At 45.2% G+C, this 17311-nt stretch carries 18 protein-coding genes; 9 read left to right on the top strand and 9 right to left on the bottom strand.

What is annotated here, in order from left to right; genetic code table 11:
- Window positions 1-74: 74 nt before the first annotated feature.
- Complete coding sequence (locus EGV91_RS09605) at window positions 75-1013, bottom strand: hypothetical protein (RefSeq protein WP_135503078.1); 939 nt, start codon at window positions 1011-1013, stop codon at window positions 75-77.
- Between the two features lie 125 nt (window positions 1014-1138).
- Between EGV91_RS09605 and EGV91_RS09600 the strand changes: the two genes are divergently transcribed.
- Complete coding sequence (locus tag EGV91_RS09600; RefSeq protein ID WP_135503077.1) at window positions 1139-1672, top strand: DinB family protein; 534 nt, start codon at window positions 1139-1141, stop codon at window positions 1670-1672.
- 62 nt (window positions 1673-1734) lie between these two features.
- Here the strand turns inward: EGV91_RS09600 and EGV91_RS09595 are convergent, their stop codons facing one another.
- Both EGV91_RS09595 and EGV91_RS09590 read right to left on the bottom strand, forming a co-directional pair.
- Window positions 1735-2007 (bottom strand): RNA polymerase sigma factor, encoded by a 273-nt coding sequence (locus EGV91_RS09595; protein ID WP_135503074.1) that lies wholly within the window; start codon window positions 2005-2007, stop codon window positions 1735-1737.
- A 206-nt stretch (window positions 2008-2213) separates the two neighbouring features.
- Window positions 2214-2645 (bottom strand): hypothetical protein, encoded by a 432-nt coding sequence (locus EGV91_RS09590; RefSeq protein ID WP_135503072.1) that lies wholly within the window; start codon window positions 2643-2645, stop codon window positions 2214-2216.
- A gap of 460 nt (window positions 2646-3105) precedes the next feature.
- Here EGV91_RS09590 and EGV91_RS09585 point away from each other — a divergent pair, with 460 nt between their 5' ends.
- On the top strand, window positions 3106-3972 hold the full coding sequence (locus EGV91_RS09585; RefSeq protein WP_135503069.1) for a GNAT family N-acetyltransferase: 867 nt from the start codon (window positions 3106-3108) through the stop codon (window positions 3970-3972).
- 53 nt (window positions 3973-4025) lie between these two features.
- On the opposite strand, the gene EGV91_RS09580 is transcribed toward EGV91_RS09585, so the two are convergent.
- Window positions 4026-4484, bottom strand: a complete 459-nt coding sequence (locus tag EGV91_RS09580) for an SRPBCC family protein (protein WP_135503066.1) — start codon at window positions 4482-4484, stop codon at window positions 4026-4028.
- Window positions 4485-4827: 343 nt separating this feature from the next.
- Between EGV91_RS09580 and EGV91_RS09575 the strand changes: the two genes are divergently transcribed.
- Window positions 4828-5739, top strand: coding sequence for a DMT family transporter (locus EGV91_RS09575; protein WP_135503064.1), 912 nt, complete (start codon window positions 4828-4830; stop codon window positions 5737-5739).
- Window positions 5740-6111: 372 nt separating this feature from the next.
- Here the strand turns inward: EGV91_RS09575 and EGV91_RS09570 are convergent, their stop codons facing one another.
- Together EGV91_RS09570 and EGV91_RS09565 are read right to left on the bottom strand one after the other, a co-directional pair.
- Window positions 6112-6543 (bottom strand): VOC family protein, encoded by a 432-nt coding sequence (locus EGV91_RS09570; protein ID WP_135503061.1) that lies wholly within the window; start codon window positions 6541-6543, stop codon window positions 6112-6114.
- Window positions 6544-7276: 733 nt separating this feature from the next.
- Complete coding sequence (locus EGV91_RS09565) at window positions 7277-7876, bottom strand: YdcF family protein (RefSeq protein ID WP_206662867.1); 600 nt, start codon at window positions 7874-7876, stop codon at window positions 7277-7279.
- A gap of 360 nt (window positions 7877-8236) precedes the next feature.
- Between EGV91_RS09565 and EGV91_RS09560 the strand changes: the two genes are divergently transcribed.
- A complete protein-coding gene (locus tag EGV91_RS09560; protein WP_135503059.1) occupies window positions 8237-10051 on the top strand; it encodes an LTA synthase family protein in 1815 nt (604 codons plus the stop codon).
- Window positions 10052-10131: 80 nt separating this feature from the next.
- Here EGV91_RS09560 and EGV91_RS09555 read toward each other — a convergent pair whose 3' ends face one another.
- Both EGV91_RS09555 and EGV91_RS09550 read right to left on the bottom strand, forming a co-directional pair.
- Complete coding sequence (locus EGV91_RS09555; protein WP_135503056.1) at window positions 10132-10578, bottom strand: SRPBCC family protein; 447 nt, start codon at window positions 10576-10578, stop codon at window positions 10132-10134.
- Between the two features lie 260 nt (window positions 10579-10838).
- Window positions 10839-11444, bottom strand: coding sequence for a DUF2238 domain-containing protein (locus EGV91_RS09550; protein ID WP_135503053.1), 606 nt, complete (start codon window positions 11442-11444; stop codon window positions 10839-10841).
- Window positions 11445-11571: 127 nt separating this feature from the next.
- Here EGV91_RS09550 and EGV91_RS09545 point away from each other — a divergent pair, with 127 nt between their 5' ends.
- From EGV91_RS09545 to msrB, 4 genes are all read left to right on the top strand, one after another.
- Complete coding sequence (locus EGV91_RS09545) at window positions 11572-12411, top strand: DUF4097 family beta strand repeat-containing protein (RefSeq protein ID WP_135503050.1); 840 nt, start codon at window positions 11572-11574, stop codon at window positions 12409-12411.
- A 15-nt stretch (window positions 12412-12426) separates the two neighbouring features.
- Window positions 12427-13266 (top strand): alpha/beta fold hydrolase, encoded by an 840-nt coding sequence (locus tag EGV91_RS09540; protein ID WP_135503047.1) that lies wholly within the window; start codon window positions 12427-12429, stop codon window positions 13264-13266.
- A gap of 254 nt (window positions 13267-13520) precedes the next feature.
- Complete coding sequence (locus tag EGV91_RS09535) at window positions 13521-14027, top strand: TlpA family protein disulfide reductase (protein ID WP_135503045.1); 507 nt, start codon at window positions 13521-13523, stop codon at window positions 14025-14027.
- An 18-nt stretch (window positions 14028-14045) separates the two neighbouring features.
- Complete coding sequence (msrB, locus tag EGV91_RS09530; protein ID WP_135503042.1) at window positions 14046-15179, top strand: peptide-methionine (R)-S-oxide reductase MsrB; 1134 nt, start codon at window positions 14046-14048, stop codon at window positions 15177-15179.
- Between the two features lie 133 nt (window positions 15180-15312).
- Here the strand turns inward: msrB and EGV91_RS09525 are convergent, their stop codons facing one another.
- Complete coding sequence (locus EGV91_RS09525; protein WP_135503040.1) at window positions 15313-16443, bottom strand: hypothetical protein; 1131 nt, start codon at window positions 16441-16443, stop codon at window positions 15313-15315.
- A gap of 417 nt (window positions 16444-16860) precedes the next feature.
- Here EGV91_RS09525 and EGV91_RS09520 point away from each other — a divergent pair, with 417 nt between their 5' ends.
- Window positions 16861-17271: a hypothetical protein gene (locus EGV91_RS09520; protein WP_135503037.1), complete on the top strand. Its 411-nt coding sequence runs from the start codon at window positions 16861-16863 to the stop codon at window positions 17269-17271.
- Window positions 17272-17311 lie beyond the last annotated feature (40 nt).

Raw genomic sequence — 17311 nt, 5'->3', positions numbered from 1 at the left:
CTTCCTATTTTACACAATTTTTTCTGTCATAGCTTAAGGACAAATAAAAAAACGGCGTCTCGCAAGATGCCGTTTCAGTCCACAATCCATTTGTCCAGTTCTTGCAGCAGGCTTTCCGCCAGTTCCGCTGCAACAGCTTTATTAATCGCTTCAAAATCCGCTTCCAGCTTTGCTGTTATTTCCTTCGGCAATCTTGTGCCAAGTTTTTTCGGCAGCGTATACGCCTCGTAACTGAGAAAAGCCAGTATAACTGGCAGCAGCACATATGCCGCTGGAATACTCACCGTCACTGCCCCAACACCGATGATTACTGATAATGCCTTCGCCACAGTTGCCTTCGCAATGGCTGCGATTCCTACTTTTGCCAGCACTGCCAGTACAATCGGTTTGATAAAAGATACGATGCCGGATGAAAACACAGCTTTGCCGATATTTGCAATCACTGCTTTATAAGAGGCTTTTTTCAAAAGCGACAGCACTTGTTTCATCGCTAGGGCAAATGATTCCGCCGTGAACTGGTCCATAGCAGATTTCACAGCGCCGCCTGCCTGTCCTGAACCGCCGCGCTTCTCCATGACTTTTTGCATATCCAAATTATTGTATAGGCCTTCTTGTAAGTTAAGGTCATCCTGGATTTCGCTAAGCCGCTTCTCCATGCTGAAGAGCACCTCTCCCACCCTGCCGGCGTCAGCGTAAAAAGCGATGAATTCGTCTTCCACTGCCTTCGTAATCAGCGGAGTCAAAAGGCTGTCAAACGACAAAGCGTCCATTTCTTTATTCGTTATGAATGCCAGCAGCGCTTTGGCGTACTTCGCGTTCGCTTTCGGCTGAAGTGCCTCCTGCACTTCGCCATTCCTCACACGATTGAGCGTAAGCAAATCTTTGTGGCTTAGCCCCACGAGCTGTGCCTCCAGCGATTGCCTGATCCCTTCGAACAGCAAATGCCGATCTTTCGAATAAAGGCGGCCGATTTCATCCGAATCCACCAATGTGGCAAGAATCACATTTCGCATATCCTCACTCCTCTCCTCTGCCAGTCCAAGAAGCTGCATGAAAAATTTGGCAGGCAATAGGTTTCCATTTATCACATTATCTATTAAAATCATATCAATCATAGATGAAGAAAGGGGACGTTGACATGAATTTCGATTTTGAAGAAGCCATTGAAATACTTGAGCGCACGCCGCGCACATTGGAAGTTTTTTTGTCCGGGTTGTCCGAAGGCTGGCTTGAATGCAATGAAGGCGATGATACGTGGAATGCTTATGAAGTCATCGGCCATTTAGTCGAAGCAGAGATTTCAGACTGGATGCCGAGGCTGGAGATGATTTTGTCAAAGGGTGAAAGCGAGCCGTTTCCGCCGTTCGACCGCTTCGCGCATCTGCAAAAAACGCAAGTGCAGTCGATTGACGCCTTGCTCATGGAATTCCAAAAGCTTCGAAAAGACAATATCCAAAAACTTTGGGACCTTGTCGATCCGTCGCAGCATCTTGAACTAACAGGCATGCATCCTGAATTTGGGCCAGTGCGTTTGAAAGAACTGCTCGCAACATGGACCGTCCATGACCTCACTCATATTTCCCAGATTGTCCGTGTTATGGCAGAACGCTACAAGGAGGACGTTGGCCCCTGGTCCGCTTATCTGGGAATCTATCGAAAAAGAACAGATTGACGCCAGCGAAAAAACGCAGCTTCCCTTGAATGGGAGAGCTGCGTTTTCTATCTATTGGCTGTCTAGCAGCATTTTTTCATTTTTTGCTGAACGGCCATTTTTGACTTGCAGCATTCTATCAACGCAATAGCCAGTTTCCGCCCATTCTCAAATTCAACAGGGCGTGCCCATAATTCGTGGAATACAAAGTGGACCAGCTCTTCACATGAAGCTTGGTCGGCCTGGTTCCGTCGAGCGAAATTCCAGACCAGCAGATGGTAGCGATCATAGATTTCCGATAAGGCTTGTTTGTCGCGGTCCGCAAGCCTGCGGATTAATTGTTCATCTATGCTCATATCTGCCACCCCCTGTATTTCTAATTGCCTATGCACAAGCCGCATAAACCTTAATATCTCGAAATAAGGGTATTATTTGAAAAAAATATATTAATAAGTGAAAATGCTTGTATATATAGAAGAAAGTGATTCTTTTATCCTATTTTAAATATCCAAAATACCCCATATACCGCATTTCCATTAATTATGATTTGGAGTCTGCTGCTTTAGCTGCTACCCCGTTTTCCATACAATTCTTCAAAATAAGTTTTCAGTAAACGATCCATCTGTGGGTCTAAAGCTGTGTATTTCTTGTCCGCTTTTTCGATGAGCACATAAAACGCCTCTTCTTCTAAGCCGCCTTCTTCCAACGCTTTATAGCCCTGCCATAACGGCAAGCCATATTTCTTCTCGATTTCTGCATACGCGGCGCCGCCGATACGGATTAAACTTTGAATCAGACCGTGAAAAAAAGTAGACGGGCCGACCTTTTCAATGTCTTCTTCGAACAGATTCAGGAAACTTTCATGCCCTCCGCCCTCCATCGCCGAATGGAATTGGAACAGCAAAAAAGCTTCATCCTTGACAGCATCACCTGTCGGATAATCCATGCCGCTTATCAGATCAACCATTGCATTCCATATATCGTCTGCAGTCATCTTGTTCTCTCCTTTAGGTTAAATGCGCTACTTGTTTGACTTAGCTCCTAAACCGGGTAAATAAAAATCATTACTCAAAAGGTGGGATTTCTATGCGCATGTCTTGCATGGGCAGCATCATCATATCCATCATTTTGTCGATTTTGCTGACCATTATCTTGAACCTGATGTTCTGGTGACCTATGAGAGTCTCTTCTACTTATTTGGAAGAGGCTCTTTTTTGATGTCTCACAAATATTGCAGCCCCTCCGCTTTACTGGCGCAATACAACATTCTTCTACGTGCGAATTCGCATTTTGCAGGGATTGCCACTGCTGACGATCGGTGCTTTGATCTCCAATTCTTATGTGTACCTTTAACATGTTCCACATTAGACGCCTATAGACCTTTTCAAATTTGTGAAATCCCATGAAAATATGCAATTATAGAATTATATTGAGTTAGACAGGAGTGTCCGCACGTGGAATCAATCATACGAAAATTATCACCCGAAGATTTCCCGGCTTTCGACGCCATGGAGTCAGGAATAGAAGACGATTATGTCAAACGCATTTTCAAAGACATCGCTTCAACAGAACGCCACCAGTTGTACGGTTTATTCGTTGAAGGGCAATTAACGAGCCTTTGCGGACTTTCTGTTTTTGCCGGCAGCTACGCCATGATTGGACGCATCCGCAGCGACGTCCGGTTCCGCGGGCAATCGTTTGCCACCCGCTTGACTGCTTATGTCATCGAAGAAGCAAAAAAAAGGCCAAATGTCCGGTGGATCGGTGCAAACACCCAAGAGGAAAACTTACCGGCGCGGCGAGTGTTGGAGAAGCTTGGCCTGAAGCCGCACAAGCCGATGATCGGCGCCATCGGTACAGATGTTTCCTTGATGGAAAAAGGCGTTGCCCCTTGGACTGAAGTGCATAGCCTTGAGCGCAAGAAGCAGTGGATCGAGCAATTGTACATAAAAACTGGCGACTTGTTTCCCTATGAATGCTATTACCTTTTTCCGTCTTCGGAAGCCTTATTTTCCGATGACAAACTCTCCGAATGGTCTTTTTTCGAAAACCGGGAGGGCGACCGTGTGCTGATTTTGCAGCATGACTTTAAAGCCCATTACCACCTTCACACCATCTACCCATGGGACGACCTTATGGTGCAGGATGGCTTATGGGAAACGGTTTCCGCTGAATACCAGAAACTGAAAATGAAACACGGCAAGGAAACCGACATCTGGATGGAACTGACAAAAGAACAGGCCGCTCTTCTTCCTGAAGGGCATGGATTCGACTTCCCTTCAGCATGGGTGCTGTACGGTATAGAAAACACAACAATATAAGTACATGTACAAACAAAAAACAGCCAGTCCCTGAAAAGGGAACTGGCTGTTTTTCATGCACTTATTTTTTTGGCTTCGCAGACATCCTTCAGGTTTTTAAAAGTTTGTTCCATCGCGTTGTCCAAAAGCTTGCGGATGATCAATTTATCTGCCACTTTCCGCAAAAGGCTGTTCGGCATTTCATAGGCTTCAGTGTATGAAACTTTTGTGCCTCGCCCTTCCTTCATGTAAGCCCAGTGCTGATGGGATGTAATCGATCCGCTGACTTCGCCTTTCCATGAATAGCCCATACCGCTTTGCTTGTTCTCGATCACTTCGACAGTGATCGGCATATGCATGCCCATCATGGTGTAGGTAAAATCCGCTTTTGTGCCTGCCTCACCTTCACCGCTCATATTTTTCGGTTCGGAAAGGCCAGCATACCATTGATACCAAAGCGCCGGGTTGCTTCCGTATTCATAAACCTCTTCAACTGGACGGTCGATAATAATGCTCTTTTCAAGCGTCCACATGATATTCTCCTCCTCGTTTTAGATGCAGAACCCCAGGCACGGAATTTTCCTTCCCTCCTTTTTTTCTGACTCCACCGGCTGCGACGGGAATAAGGCTGCTTAGTAAGCTGCTATGTATATTAGTTGTATATTCTTCTTCATATTAATACGAATTCCATTAGAAGTAAAAGGAACGGAACTGTATATTTTGAATAAAAAACATAAAATCCGACTATTTATTCATCTCCCATGCCATAAGATGGAGTCGGGTAAATCTTGAGACTGCCACTCCTTGCTGAAGACATTTCCGCCAATTAGGCATATAATAATAGCTGTCTGTTTTTAACAAGTGGGAGGAGATTTTTTGAACGCAAAAGCTTTTTCATTGGCCTTATTTTCGATTTTAATCTGGGGCTCTTCGTTCGCGGCAATCCGTGTCGGCCTACAAGGCGGCTACGATGCCGGACAGAATGTTCTCATGCGTTTCCTTATTGCATCGCTGTTGTTCCTGATTTATGCACTTTGGCCAGGAACAGCTTTCCGTTTGCCTTATAAGAGCGACATCATTCGCATTCTGGTGCTGGGCTGGATCGGCATCAGCGTTTATCATATTTTCGTGACTTTCGGTATGGAAAACATTTCGGCGGGCACTGCCGGCATGCTCGTCGGTTCCGGCCCCATATTTACCGCATTAATCGCTTACTTCGTCTTAAAGGAACGTCTCACCGGACTAGGCTGGCTTGGTTTAGCAGTAGGCTTTACGGGAATTTCCATTATTGCGCTCGGCTCGGCCGGCGCATCATTGGCGATGACAGGCGGTGCGCTTCTTGTCATTATCGCTGCTCTGGCTTCAGCTGTGTTTTTTGTTTTCCAAAAACCATTGCTGGCCCGCTATTCTGCGATTGAACTCACAGCCTATTTCACTTGGGCTGGCACCTTGCCATTCTTGTTGTTCTCACCCGGTTTGTTGGACGCGGTGCAAAACGCTTCGATGGAAGCTCATTTCGCAACGCTCTATGTCGGAATTTTTCCAGCAGCAATTGCCTATGTCACATGGTCAGCCGCATTGTCGATGGAGAATGCCAGCTCCGTTTCCAGCCTCATCTATTTAGAGCCGGCTGTCGCAATAGCTGTTGCTTGGATGTGGCTTCATGAATTGCCGACTGGCATGTCACTTGCAGGAGGCGCAATTGCCATCAGCGGTGTTTTGATTGTCAGCCTTCTTGGCAGATCCCGCCGCAGTGCTTCCCGGAAAACAACGGAATCAATCGCTTAGGAATATTACACATCATAGCAAAAAGGAGGTGCCCCAAAATCACTTTTAGGGCACCTCCTTTGCTATGTCAGTACTTGAATAGCTTATTCAATATCCGGTTGGCTGCTCTGCCAGCCATTCGCCGGGCAAGCCGGCGGCCAATTGAACCATTCCGGACCGCCCTGGCGTCTCCTAACAGACGATCGGTTTTGTAAAGGATGCGCTGAACTTTTCTGATGACCATATCCGTCCTCCACTCTTGGGTGTTTTTCAACTCTATACCCGTTTCAACTATTTACGGAACAGCGCATAAAAAGTTTCAGCAGGCGCTGTCGATGCGAAAAAAATAAAAAGAAAGCTGGAGGGCTGCATGCAGCCCTCCAACTTCCGCATTCAGTTTTGAAAATTAGTTCCATCATCGAAGCTAAACTGCCAGTCAATGCCGAATTTATCTTCGACTGCACCATACGCTGGACTCCAGAACGTTTTTTGCATTTCCATCTGCACTTTGCCATCCTGGCCAAGCCGATTGAATTCTTCGGTCATCTGCTCAAGATTGTCGGATACCACCGTAACATTGATGTTTTTACCGAAAACTACCGGCGCATTCGGCATGGTATCGGAAAACATGACTTCGCTGCCATGGATATTCAAACTCGTGTGCATGACCTTATCCTTCACCTCTTCCGGCATCTCCCAGCTTGGATCTGGCGGCATATCGCCAAAAAGCATAATCTCAGGCTTTCCGGTTTTGAAAACTTCTGCATAATACTCTGCGGCTTCCCTGCAATTGCCATTGAAAATCATATACACATTAACTGACACGTTGCTCACCCTTTCCTCTTATCGTATTCCGTATGTAAAGTCCCCCTTCGAATGTCCATAGCCGTTTTGAAAGATCTAAAAAGAGAACGCTTGTTCTAATTAATTATACCTTTTCCCATAGAAAAAAGGAAGTTATTTATCTAAATTTTCCGTCTTTTAAATTCGAAATCAATAACAATTTCTAAAAAAAGCGCAATCCGCTCGCTATGCGATTTGCGCTTAAGGTAGTCGACAAATAAATATTTAAGTTACTTAAAGAATAAAAGTCATTGCATTTTAGGTATACCGGAATCTGCGCTACATGCGGACGCTTTCCGCGGACGAAGCGCTGAGCCTCCTCGTCGCAAGCTCCTGCGGGGTCTCATCACTCCGTTCTTCCGCAGGAGTCGCCGCATTGCGCTCCGAATCCTTGAGAGATTGTTTATGAAAAGTGGATGAGTTGGTTACTCTCTTCAATTAGAGCTACATGCGAACAACCGGTCTGGCCACGAAGACTCCTGTGGGACAGCGAAGGCTGAAGACCCCGCAGGAAACGAGGTTTGATGAACCTCGTTTGCGACGAAGCTAGCGCAGCGATGCAGGAGCAACTCTTTTTCCAGTGACGAGGAGGCTGAAGCTGAGCCCACGGAAAGCGAAGTGGCCAGACCGGTTGTGGTATACACAGTTATTCTTTTTGATTAGATTTTGTATACCTTCTGAAGCACAATCCACAATGCGGTTTGCGCTTACTCCTTTAATGCAAAAAGCTGAATGTCAGGACATATCCTACATAAGCGCCGATTTCACGCGCAAAAAAAGGCAATTGGCTGCTTAGTGATTGATAAACTGAACTCGTCGTCGGTGATGAATATGCATCTATCCCTGCAACATGCGCCATCAACAAGGCGCGCTTCATGTGTAAGGGGTCGCTGACAACTAAAAAACTGTCCAGTTCCTGTTCAGCGGCAATCTCACTGGCGTATAAAAAATTCTCCTCCGTGATCATCGATTGCGTTTCGATCAAAATATCTTCTGCAGGCACATTCTTGCTCAATGCATAATCACGGGACACTTCCGATTCGGCGAAATCCGCCCCATCCGTCTTGCCTCCAGTGAAAATGATTTTCCCCACATAGCCGTTCTCGTATAGCCAAATTGAATGATTGATGCGTTCCTTCAGCACAGGCGTGGGCTGATCACCAATGACTTTCGTGCCTAAAACGATGGCGGCATCGGTCTTTATAAGTTCCGATTCTCCTGCAAATGTCCAAATTCCGTATGCAGTAAAAATTGTAAAAATGAGCAGCGCCGCTAAAATCAGACGCGTAATTTTCCGAGTGATCGTTGTCGTCAATAGCCGTCTTCCTTTTTATGTACTTTTTTCTTTACAGTCCTTATTATGTCTTTCCATCTCATTATCAACCCACTTCTTCTGAATGAAAAGAGGAATTTTGAAAAAAACATCAAATAATCACATTTCCAGCGTTCCATTGAACCGCTGCCATCTGGCTAATAAGCTAGTGATGGGCTGCAGCGGTTCGCGCAATCACATCTTTTTTATCTATCTACTTTTCTTCTACTTAAATTTCATAAATATTATACATTGTTAAATTATCGCCACATTCTATTCAGTGTCCGACGTTTTTCTGCCTTGTTTTAAAGGTAAAGGAATAGAAAAATGCTTGCTCGTTTCGCATTTGGTTTGGAGGTTTTCATGAAAGATATAGATTACTGGGTTTACCTGGTTTTGTCTCTGTCTAAAATCTATTTGTTCAGCGTGTTTACCGCGAGCGCATTTAACTTCAATTTCTTTGTGATTAATCTTGCGGGCATCCTGGTGCTGACGAGCTGGTCATTGGTTCTGAAACCGCAGGTCCGCCGCTGGATTTTGCTGGCGTCACTATTTCTTCATAGCACGCTGCTCATTTCGGACACGTGGTATTACCGCTATTTCGAAGACTTATTGTCCATTTCGCTGCTGTCGGATATCGGCCAGATGGGCGATGTCGGCGGCGGCTTCATGACCTTGATCGAAGCAAAGGATTTCTTGTTCTTCGGTGACCTGCTCCTCTTCGCCTTCTTGATATTCTTTACACGCACTAAAGCGGACAACACACCTCTCCGCAATCGGCGCATGTGGGCCGGCTCTGTTACAGCACTGGGCCTTGTGCTTTTCATCGCCCCGTTAGCCTCTAGCTACGCCAATGAAGAAGATTGGCTGGTGGAAGGTTCGATTTCCAATATGCGTGAGTATTACCAGCTTGGTTTCTGGGGTTACCACGGTGCCGATGTAGCGAAAGGTATCGCCGCTGCCACTGGGTTCGGCGAAGAAATCACTCAAGCGGAAAAGCTGGAAATCGAAACGCTGAAACCGGAAGAACCGGTGGCGGCAACGGCCAAGCAGCCGAATGTCATCATGGTGCAGCTCGAATCTTTTCAAACTTCCGTCATTGACCAGCAGATTAACAAGCAGGAAGTGACGCCGAACTTGAACGCGTTGAAACAGGAGATGCTGTACTTCCCGTCTTTTTATCATCAGACCCATGAAGGGCGGACGTCGGACGCCGAATTTATCACCAATAGCTCGCTGCATCCTGTAAAATCCGGATCGGTTTATACCCAATACGCGGACAATGAATTTGAAGCGCTGCCCGGGCTGTTGAAAAAAGCCGGCTACGAAACGGCAGCCATGCATGCGTTTGAAAAAGATTTCTGGAACCGTGATGATTTTTACAAGAACATCGGTTTCAATCAGTTCTTCAGCAAGAAAGACTTCCCCGATGATGGCGTCATCGGCATGGCGTTAAATGATAAAGAGTTTTTCAGCACTTCCGTGTCTTTAATGGAAGACTTGCCCGAACCGTATTATACATTTATGGTTGCGCTGACGAGCCATACGCCTTATGACATTCCTGATGAAGAGAAACGGTTGGAGCTCACTGGCTATGAAGATCAGCTTTTGCAGAATTATTACCACACCGTACATTATGTCGATGCAGCTATCGGATTAATGGTTGAAGACTTAAAGAAAAAAGACATGTGGGATGATGCATTAGTGGTATTTTACGGGGACCATGACAGTGGATTGAACGCACCAGAAGGTGAACTCGCACAAAAAGCGGATGCTGAAATAGCCCCCGATGCCTTCCGCCTCGACCGGCAAGTTCCATTGTTCATCAAACCGCCGAACTTGAAACAAGGAGAAGTAGTCGAAGCGGGCGGTGGACAGATCGATATTGCACCAACTATTCTCGACTTGCTTAATATGAAACCCGCCTATATGCTTGGCCAGTCGCTGCTGGACGAAGAACCTAACATCACAGTTTTCCGAAACGGTGCATTCCAGTATGAAGACGTTTACTACGAACCCGATTTGACGCAAACCGCTGGTGAAGGCATTTGCTATTCTCTGGAAACCAGGAGCCCGACAAATTTCGCGGACTGTGAAAAAGGCATAGAACAAGCCACCAAACAGCTTCGCCTATCGGATACGATCATTGAACGCAACGCGTTGGAAACAGTTGAGTAAAAACAAAATAAGCTTCACTTCAATAATAAAGGCAGCTCCGAAAATCAATCACATGATTTTCGGAGCTGCCTTTTTTGGCATCAATCACTTTCACTGATATCTTTCAGGTTCTGCAATGTCTGCTCTACTGAATTGTTCATCAGCTTTTTAACATAAAACTTATTGGCCGCTTTCCCAAGGATGCTGCCGTGCAATTCATAATCCATTTCAAACTGGACGACAGTGCCTTCTTCTGCCGGCAAATAACTCCAAGTCTGGGTCGCATCGATTGCACCGGAGATCAGGCATCGCCAAATATATCCATCGTTCACCGGCGCATTTTCCTCAACCAGCACATGCAATGCCAGATACCGTCCAAGAAAAGAATACTTCAAATCCAAGCTCGTGCCTTTGCCACCCGTTCCAAGCAAGTTTTCGGCTTCCGACAAGCCCGCGTACCATTGATACCAAAGCTTCGGATTCGTTGCGAATTGATGGACTTCTTCCACCCTGCGGTCGATATAAATAACTTTTTTCAAGTTCCACATTACGGCATCCTCCTCTTGCCTGAAAATCTCTGCATCACTTCGAACGGTTCCGAAAAACGAAAAAGACAATAAGGCCGATCACTAGAACTGCTGCAGCCATCATAACGGGTGAAAATGCGAAGACACCTTCCATAAAATCACTTCCTTTAATCAATAGTACAGCAATCAGCACCTTAAATAAACTGATTTTTCTGATATCCATAAACTTTTATGGTAAAATCAGTAGCATAGAAAAGGTGTCGGAGGACGCGGCTCATTTGCTACTCTAATTCACTTTTCCCCTTGCCTCTATCACGCAATTTCAAGATAACGAACGCGCTGATTGAGCCGCCGATCAGTCCCATGATCATATCGATCATCGTATCGTCCGGATCTCGGCCCTGTGCAGTAAAACTGAATAATTTATCGCCTGCAAACTCCATCAATTCCCAAACAGCCGCAGACGCAAGCGAAAAACAAATCATGTAAAGCGCGATAAAGGAGTTCGGAAGATTGGCAGCACCGCCGTTGCGGATTAGCCGGCGGAATATGAGCCAGCTGGCATAGCCGATCCAAATGCCAGAGAATATGTGGAGGAAATCGTCGAAATGATTGATTTTATACCCTCCGCCGAACGTTCCGACAACGACCGAAAAAAAGACGAAGCCATAGACAATACTTGCGAAAATGGATGGCAGCGGATACTGGAAGCGCCTTTGCACAAGTGCGATGGCTACCATGACACCAATGGTCAGAAAGCCCATAAATACCTTCGTTCCATTGTTTTGGCTGTACATATAATAGATGCCTATCAGCAAAGAGGCTTGCACTGACCACCAGACAATCCGTTCTACGGCAATCGCCCGTCTGTTCTGCACAGATTCCATGATTATCCTTCCTTCCGCATTGCCTTTTTTCTCTTGTTCTTATTGTAAGTATTCAACAAACTTTGGAAATCCCCTGTCGCCTTGTACAATAGCGCACATGTTTTGTTGAAGAAAGGAGAATCCAGCCATGAAAACATTGATCAAGGTTTTGCTTATTGCAACTGCTCTCTTTTTAATCGTTTCCATTGCAATCCTATATGCCATCTACAATTCAGATTCGGCAGAACAGGAAGTGCTGGAGGAGAAGACCTTCGATGCAGAAATCGAGGATATGGAAATCATAGTGGAAAATTCCCGGGTGGACTTTCTGCCGAGCACTGACGGTACTTCCCGCATCGTGCTGACAGGAAATAGCGAGGATTTCATATTGAAAACAGATATTTCTGGCGGCCGCTTGCTTATAGAAGTCGAAGATCGTTCCCGCTTTTTCGTTTTCGGCTTCCACCGCTCCTATTCGCTGCAAGTCTATGTGCCTGAGGAAGGTTTGGAATCGCTCATCGTAGACAGCAATAACGGAACGATTCAAGCGCAAGATATTCGGGTTGCTGACCTATCCCTTGAAGCGGATAATGGGCGCATCGATTTGCAAGCGGTCGAAAGTGATGCCGTCAATATCGAAACAGCTAACGGCGCAATCGATTTGGCAAAAATGGACGCTGACATGACTGTCCGCTCATCGAATGGACGCATCATTTTCACGGATGTGTCAGGCGAGCTGCAGGCCAAAGCAAATAACGGGCGCATCGAATTGACCACTGACACGCTCGATTTCCCTGTCGACTTTGAAACGAATAATGGCCGTATTGAAATCCATACCAAAAACGAACCTGCCAACGCCCGCATCCAGGCGCGTGTTGAAAATGGACGCCTGGAAGTATTCGGACGCAATTCTGGACAAGTCAGCTTCGGCAGCGGAGATGTGCTTATCAAACTTTCAACAAAAAATGGCCGCATCGTGGTGGATTGAAGGGAGTGGAATCTATTGGTATTAGAACTCAAAGAAATAACCTTGCCGAATAACAGAAAAATTTCTTATATAGAAGCCGGCGATCCGCTTGGCATTCCGATGATTTTGCTGCATGGGCTCGGCGATTCCTGCCGCTCGTTTGAAGGGCTGTTCGAGCATTTCCCAAGCCGGATTCGGGCTATCGCTTTTACACAACGCGGACATGACGGCATTGATCTGCCTGGCATGACGTACAAGACGCAGGATTTTGAAGCGGACTTGCGGCAGTTCATGAATGCAATGGGCATCCGGAAAGCTTTTATTCTAGGGGCATCCAGCGGTGGGTTTGCTGCAAGGAAATTCGCTGCCCGCCATCCTAAGCGGGTTCTTGGACTTATCCTGGTGGGCGTCCCTTCCGCTCTTGGCGACAAGCCGGATATTGTCAGAACACAGGAATCCACGTTGTCCCGTTTAAGCGACCCCGTCAGTTTGGCGTTTATCAGAAGTTTCACAGAGGGACTTTTCATCAAACCCGTACCTGTTGATTTTCTGGAGATGATGTTCAGCGAATCGCAAAAAGTGCCTGCACGCGTATGGAGAGAAGCTAGCGAAGCTTTGCTGAAAGAGAAATTTCCAGATCAGCTTCATCTAGTAAAAGCATCTGCGCTTATCGTCTGCGGCGGCAAAGACACCATCGCTTCACGAAAAGACCAGGAAAAACTGGCGAGCGCCATCACAGATGCCCGTCTTACCGTTTTCCCACAGCTCGGCCATATGCTGTATTGGGAAGATCCTAAAAATGTCGCCAAAGAAATCACCACTTTCATCGATGACGTCTGGCTGGGTCCGGATTCAGCGAAATTCGAATACGAATAATCTCCGCCAGCCACTCGATTCCAGTGATTATTGAAATCGATCGGCTGGCTTTTTAATGATCTAAATGAATGTCTGCTGCGTTTAATAGGTACGTATTATGTTTCTTTGAGGATAATTTCACGATTCCGCCTTAAAATAGCCTCTTCTTTTGTTTATTGGAGGGTCTTCAATGTATTTTCTGACAATTCGGCTATATGATGAAAGTAAACTACGAAGCTGCAGCTATCGGGCTTCTTTTGCAGAGGATGATTGCGATGAATATACAGATAAGAATATTGCTGCTTGCGGCTTTCGTTCTGGCATTAGCGGGCTGTTCATCGGCACCCAGTGCAAATAATGGAGATGCGGCCCCTGATTTCGAACTTGTCGATATAAATGGGCAAAGCCATAAACTCTCCGAATACGAAGGCCAAAAAGTCTATATCAAGTTCTGGGCTTCCTGGTGCTCGATCTGCCTTGCCGGCATGAGCGAATTGAATGAACTGGCTGGTGAAGAAAACGACTTTGCTGTATTGTCCATCGTTTCGCCAAGTTCGAATGCTGAAAAGAACAGCGAATCATTCAAGAAATGGTTCGAAGGCGTTGAAAACACTGAGAACGTGCAAGTCCTTTTGGATGAAGGAGGCCCTGTCTTTGAAGATTATGGCGTACTGGCCTATCCAACATCTGTCTATATTGGCTCGGACGGTGTACTTGTCAAAAGCTCGCCTGGCCATTTCAGCAACGAACAAATAAGAGAAACATTCGATACCATTCAATAACGAAAGGCGGACATCCCAATGAATATCAAACGTTTTTCATCCCTTCTTTTCTTCCTGTTTCTGCTCCTCGTATTGTCCGGATGTTCGAATCCACTGACTGAGACCGCAGGCAGCACGGGCAACAGCGGCGATAATGCAGCATCCGCCTCCCCTTTCCCGGACAACCCAAATAAGGATCTGGACTTCGATACCGCGAACTTGGAAGAAATCTGGCTTGCGGGAGGCTGCTTCTGGGGAGTCGAAGCTTATATGGCAAGGGTTTACGGCGTTTATGATGTCACCTCCGGCTATGCCAACGGCGATACGGAAAACCCCTCCTATGAAGATGTGACGCGCCGGAATTCCGGACACGCGGAAACAGTCCATGTACGCTATGACCCGGAACGTGTCGATTTGGAGAAGCTGCTGTCGCATTATTTCATGATCATCGACCCAACGCTCTTGAACCAGCAAGGCAATGACCGCGGCGAACAATACCGCACCGGTGTTTACTATAAAGATGAAGCAGACCGCGCTGTCATTGAAAAAGTCATGGCTGGTGAAGTGGATAAATACGACGATCCGATTGTTACAGAAGTCGAGCCGCTTGTTCATTATTACCTTGCGGAAGAATACCACCAGGATTACCTCGAGAAAAATCCGGACGGCTATTGCCACGTTGAGTTCGACTCGCTTGAAGACCAGGAAGTTCCGGCTTTAATCGATCCGGCGATCTACCCAAAACCAAGCGACGATGAACTGAAGGCACAGCTAACTGAAATTCAATACAATGTTACACAGAAAGATGACACTGAAAAGGCTTATTCCAATGAATACTGGGATAATTACGAACCTGGGATTTATGTGGACATCACAACCGGTGAACCACTGTTCTCTTCAAAAGACAAATACGATTCAAAAACCGGCTGGCCAAGCTTCACAAAACCGATTGAGCCTGCTGTCGTGACTGAACACGAAGAGAATGGTTTTTTGGGAACACGGATTGAAGTGCGCAGCCGCTCAGGCGACAGCCATCTTGGGCATGTTTTTGATGACGGCCCGGCAGACAAAGGCGGTTTGCGCTATTGCCTCAACAGCGCCTCTCTTCTTTTCATCCCGCAAGATGAGATGAAACAGAAAGGATACGGCTATTTGGAAGGCATGCTGCAATAACAAAATAAAAATAACTGCCCCTTATTTACAGGGCAGTTATTTTTATTTTGGCGCATTTTCTCCTGGCAGTTCTTTTTAAATAGGGTGTTCGTTAATTTTTTGCGGCGTTAAATATGAAGATTTTACAATCAATTTAACTCTCAGGCCATTTAAATCCGTCATAATAATACTTTTTCTTAAGTTGACTAAGGTCATATTCCCATTCCGTGATAGCGTACTGGTATTTCTGCTCACCATTTTTCTGTCTTTTTCTTAACCTCACATTTGCGCTGATGATATTGACCACTTTCTTTAATCCTAATGCCGGAATCGCCCTTCTAAGAACTTCCCATCTTTCTTCTCTTGTGATGCCGCTAATCCGATACCCCATTTTGTTCAATTCGCTTTGCTCACTGAACAGCGAATCTTCGATTGGATCCTTTAAAAAAGATGGCTTCGCATCAATTGACCCCCACTGAATTCCTGCTGTATCGGCACTTTGTTTTTCTCGGACAGGGTGCTTTATAGCCGTAAGTTGCCTATGCTTCAGAACCAATGGCGAATACCTTGCTTGCAGCTTATCAAATTCATCCTTCACCATATATATTTCTTTTAGCAATAAATCGATAAAGATGGTTTCCACTTCTGTATACAAGTAAATCTCACGTGAGTTTTTCGTTTCATATAGAGGCAATATGGCGTCTCGCTCAACTAAGTTATATTTTCGTATGAATGTTTCAAGGGATGTTCCATCAATGACATTCACTTTATAGCGGTAAATCGCGGGCTTTACAGAACCACTTATTGCAGAAAGATCAGTTGCTGCAAATGAACCAGTGGAACTTGAATTTTCATAATACGTCTTTTCCCGCTGTTTCTTTTCATTTGCCGCTTCCAAATCCCTCCTTACCTGCAGGAGCGTATCTTCCCATTCATCTTCGGTATCACGCTTGTCCACCGTTTCCTGTGAAATTTTAGTTGGCGGGTTTTCTTTTGCTGTGAGCGTTACAAGCTCGGAAGAGGTTTTTTTCTTTTCTTTAGCGGCTTCTAAATCCAAGCGTACTTGCAGCAGTAAGTTTTCCCCTTCACTAACTCTCAACTGTTTTCTTAGCTCTTGAACTTCTTTTTGCAGCCGCTCTATTTCTTCTGCCTGGCTTGCATATTGCCGAAGTTCTTCTATCTCTTCTTTTTGGCGTTTAATGGTCAATTCATGGCCATCCACTACACGCTTGATTTCTTTTTCAGCTGACGTCACTGCTTCGATGATTCTTGATTTAAAATCCATAACTAAATTCCTTCCTGCAATAAAATGGATATATTATACAACTAGCTTCATAATAGCATAAGTTCAAGGCACCCTGATCTCCATAAAATGAAATCCACATCGATATTAACCTTATTTCTCTATATAAATTTCAAGGATAAATCTGCATCTTATGGGCCGTTTTGTTTTTCTATAATATTGAAAAAACTTTTTTATTTAAATATTCAAAAACTATAGTAATTTTTGATATTTATTATAGAATGACCTCATGAAGATCATATTATTACCTTAATTCATCACACCGATGAGTTATTATTTAAACAATGTTTAAAGGAGGTCTTATTCCCTCAAAGTGCATAATGATGAAAGTTTAAGACTCTGTGCCACTTAAGCCTAGAGGATAAAACCAAATCTAATTATGGAATGGAGAGAGAGAATATGAAGAAATATTTTACAATCTTAATGGCTCTTTTCTTGATCTTTGGTGCTTCTTCAACAGTTTTAGCAGGCGGAGACCATGACGACGGCCATAAAGACGGTTACCATGACAAAGATAAATACAGAGACCGCGATGATAATAGAAAACACCATGATGACGATGATGACGATGACGATAAAGACAGAAAACGCCATCACGATGATGACGGTAAAGACAAAAAACGCTATCACGACAAAGACAAATACAAACACCATCACAAAGGCTACTTCAAACATGGCAAATACTATCACAAAGACGGCAAATTCTATTACAAACACCGTGACCATTTCCATAAACTAGGGAAATACACTTACAAACACGGCAAATTCCATTATTTCTTCGACAAAAAGCGGCACTATGACCGCCATTAATGCAAGTTAACAAGAAAAGAAAAAACTGAGCTCTCTCTAA

The organism is Planococcus koreensis (assembly GCF_004761975.1).
Taxonomy (GTDB): Bacteria; Bacillota; Bacilli; order Bacillales_A; family Planococcaceae; genus Planococcus; species Planococcus koreensis.
The sequence above is the reverse complement of the archived record's forward strand: the minus strand, read 5'-3'. Positions and strand labels throughout refer to the sequence as shown.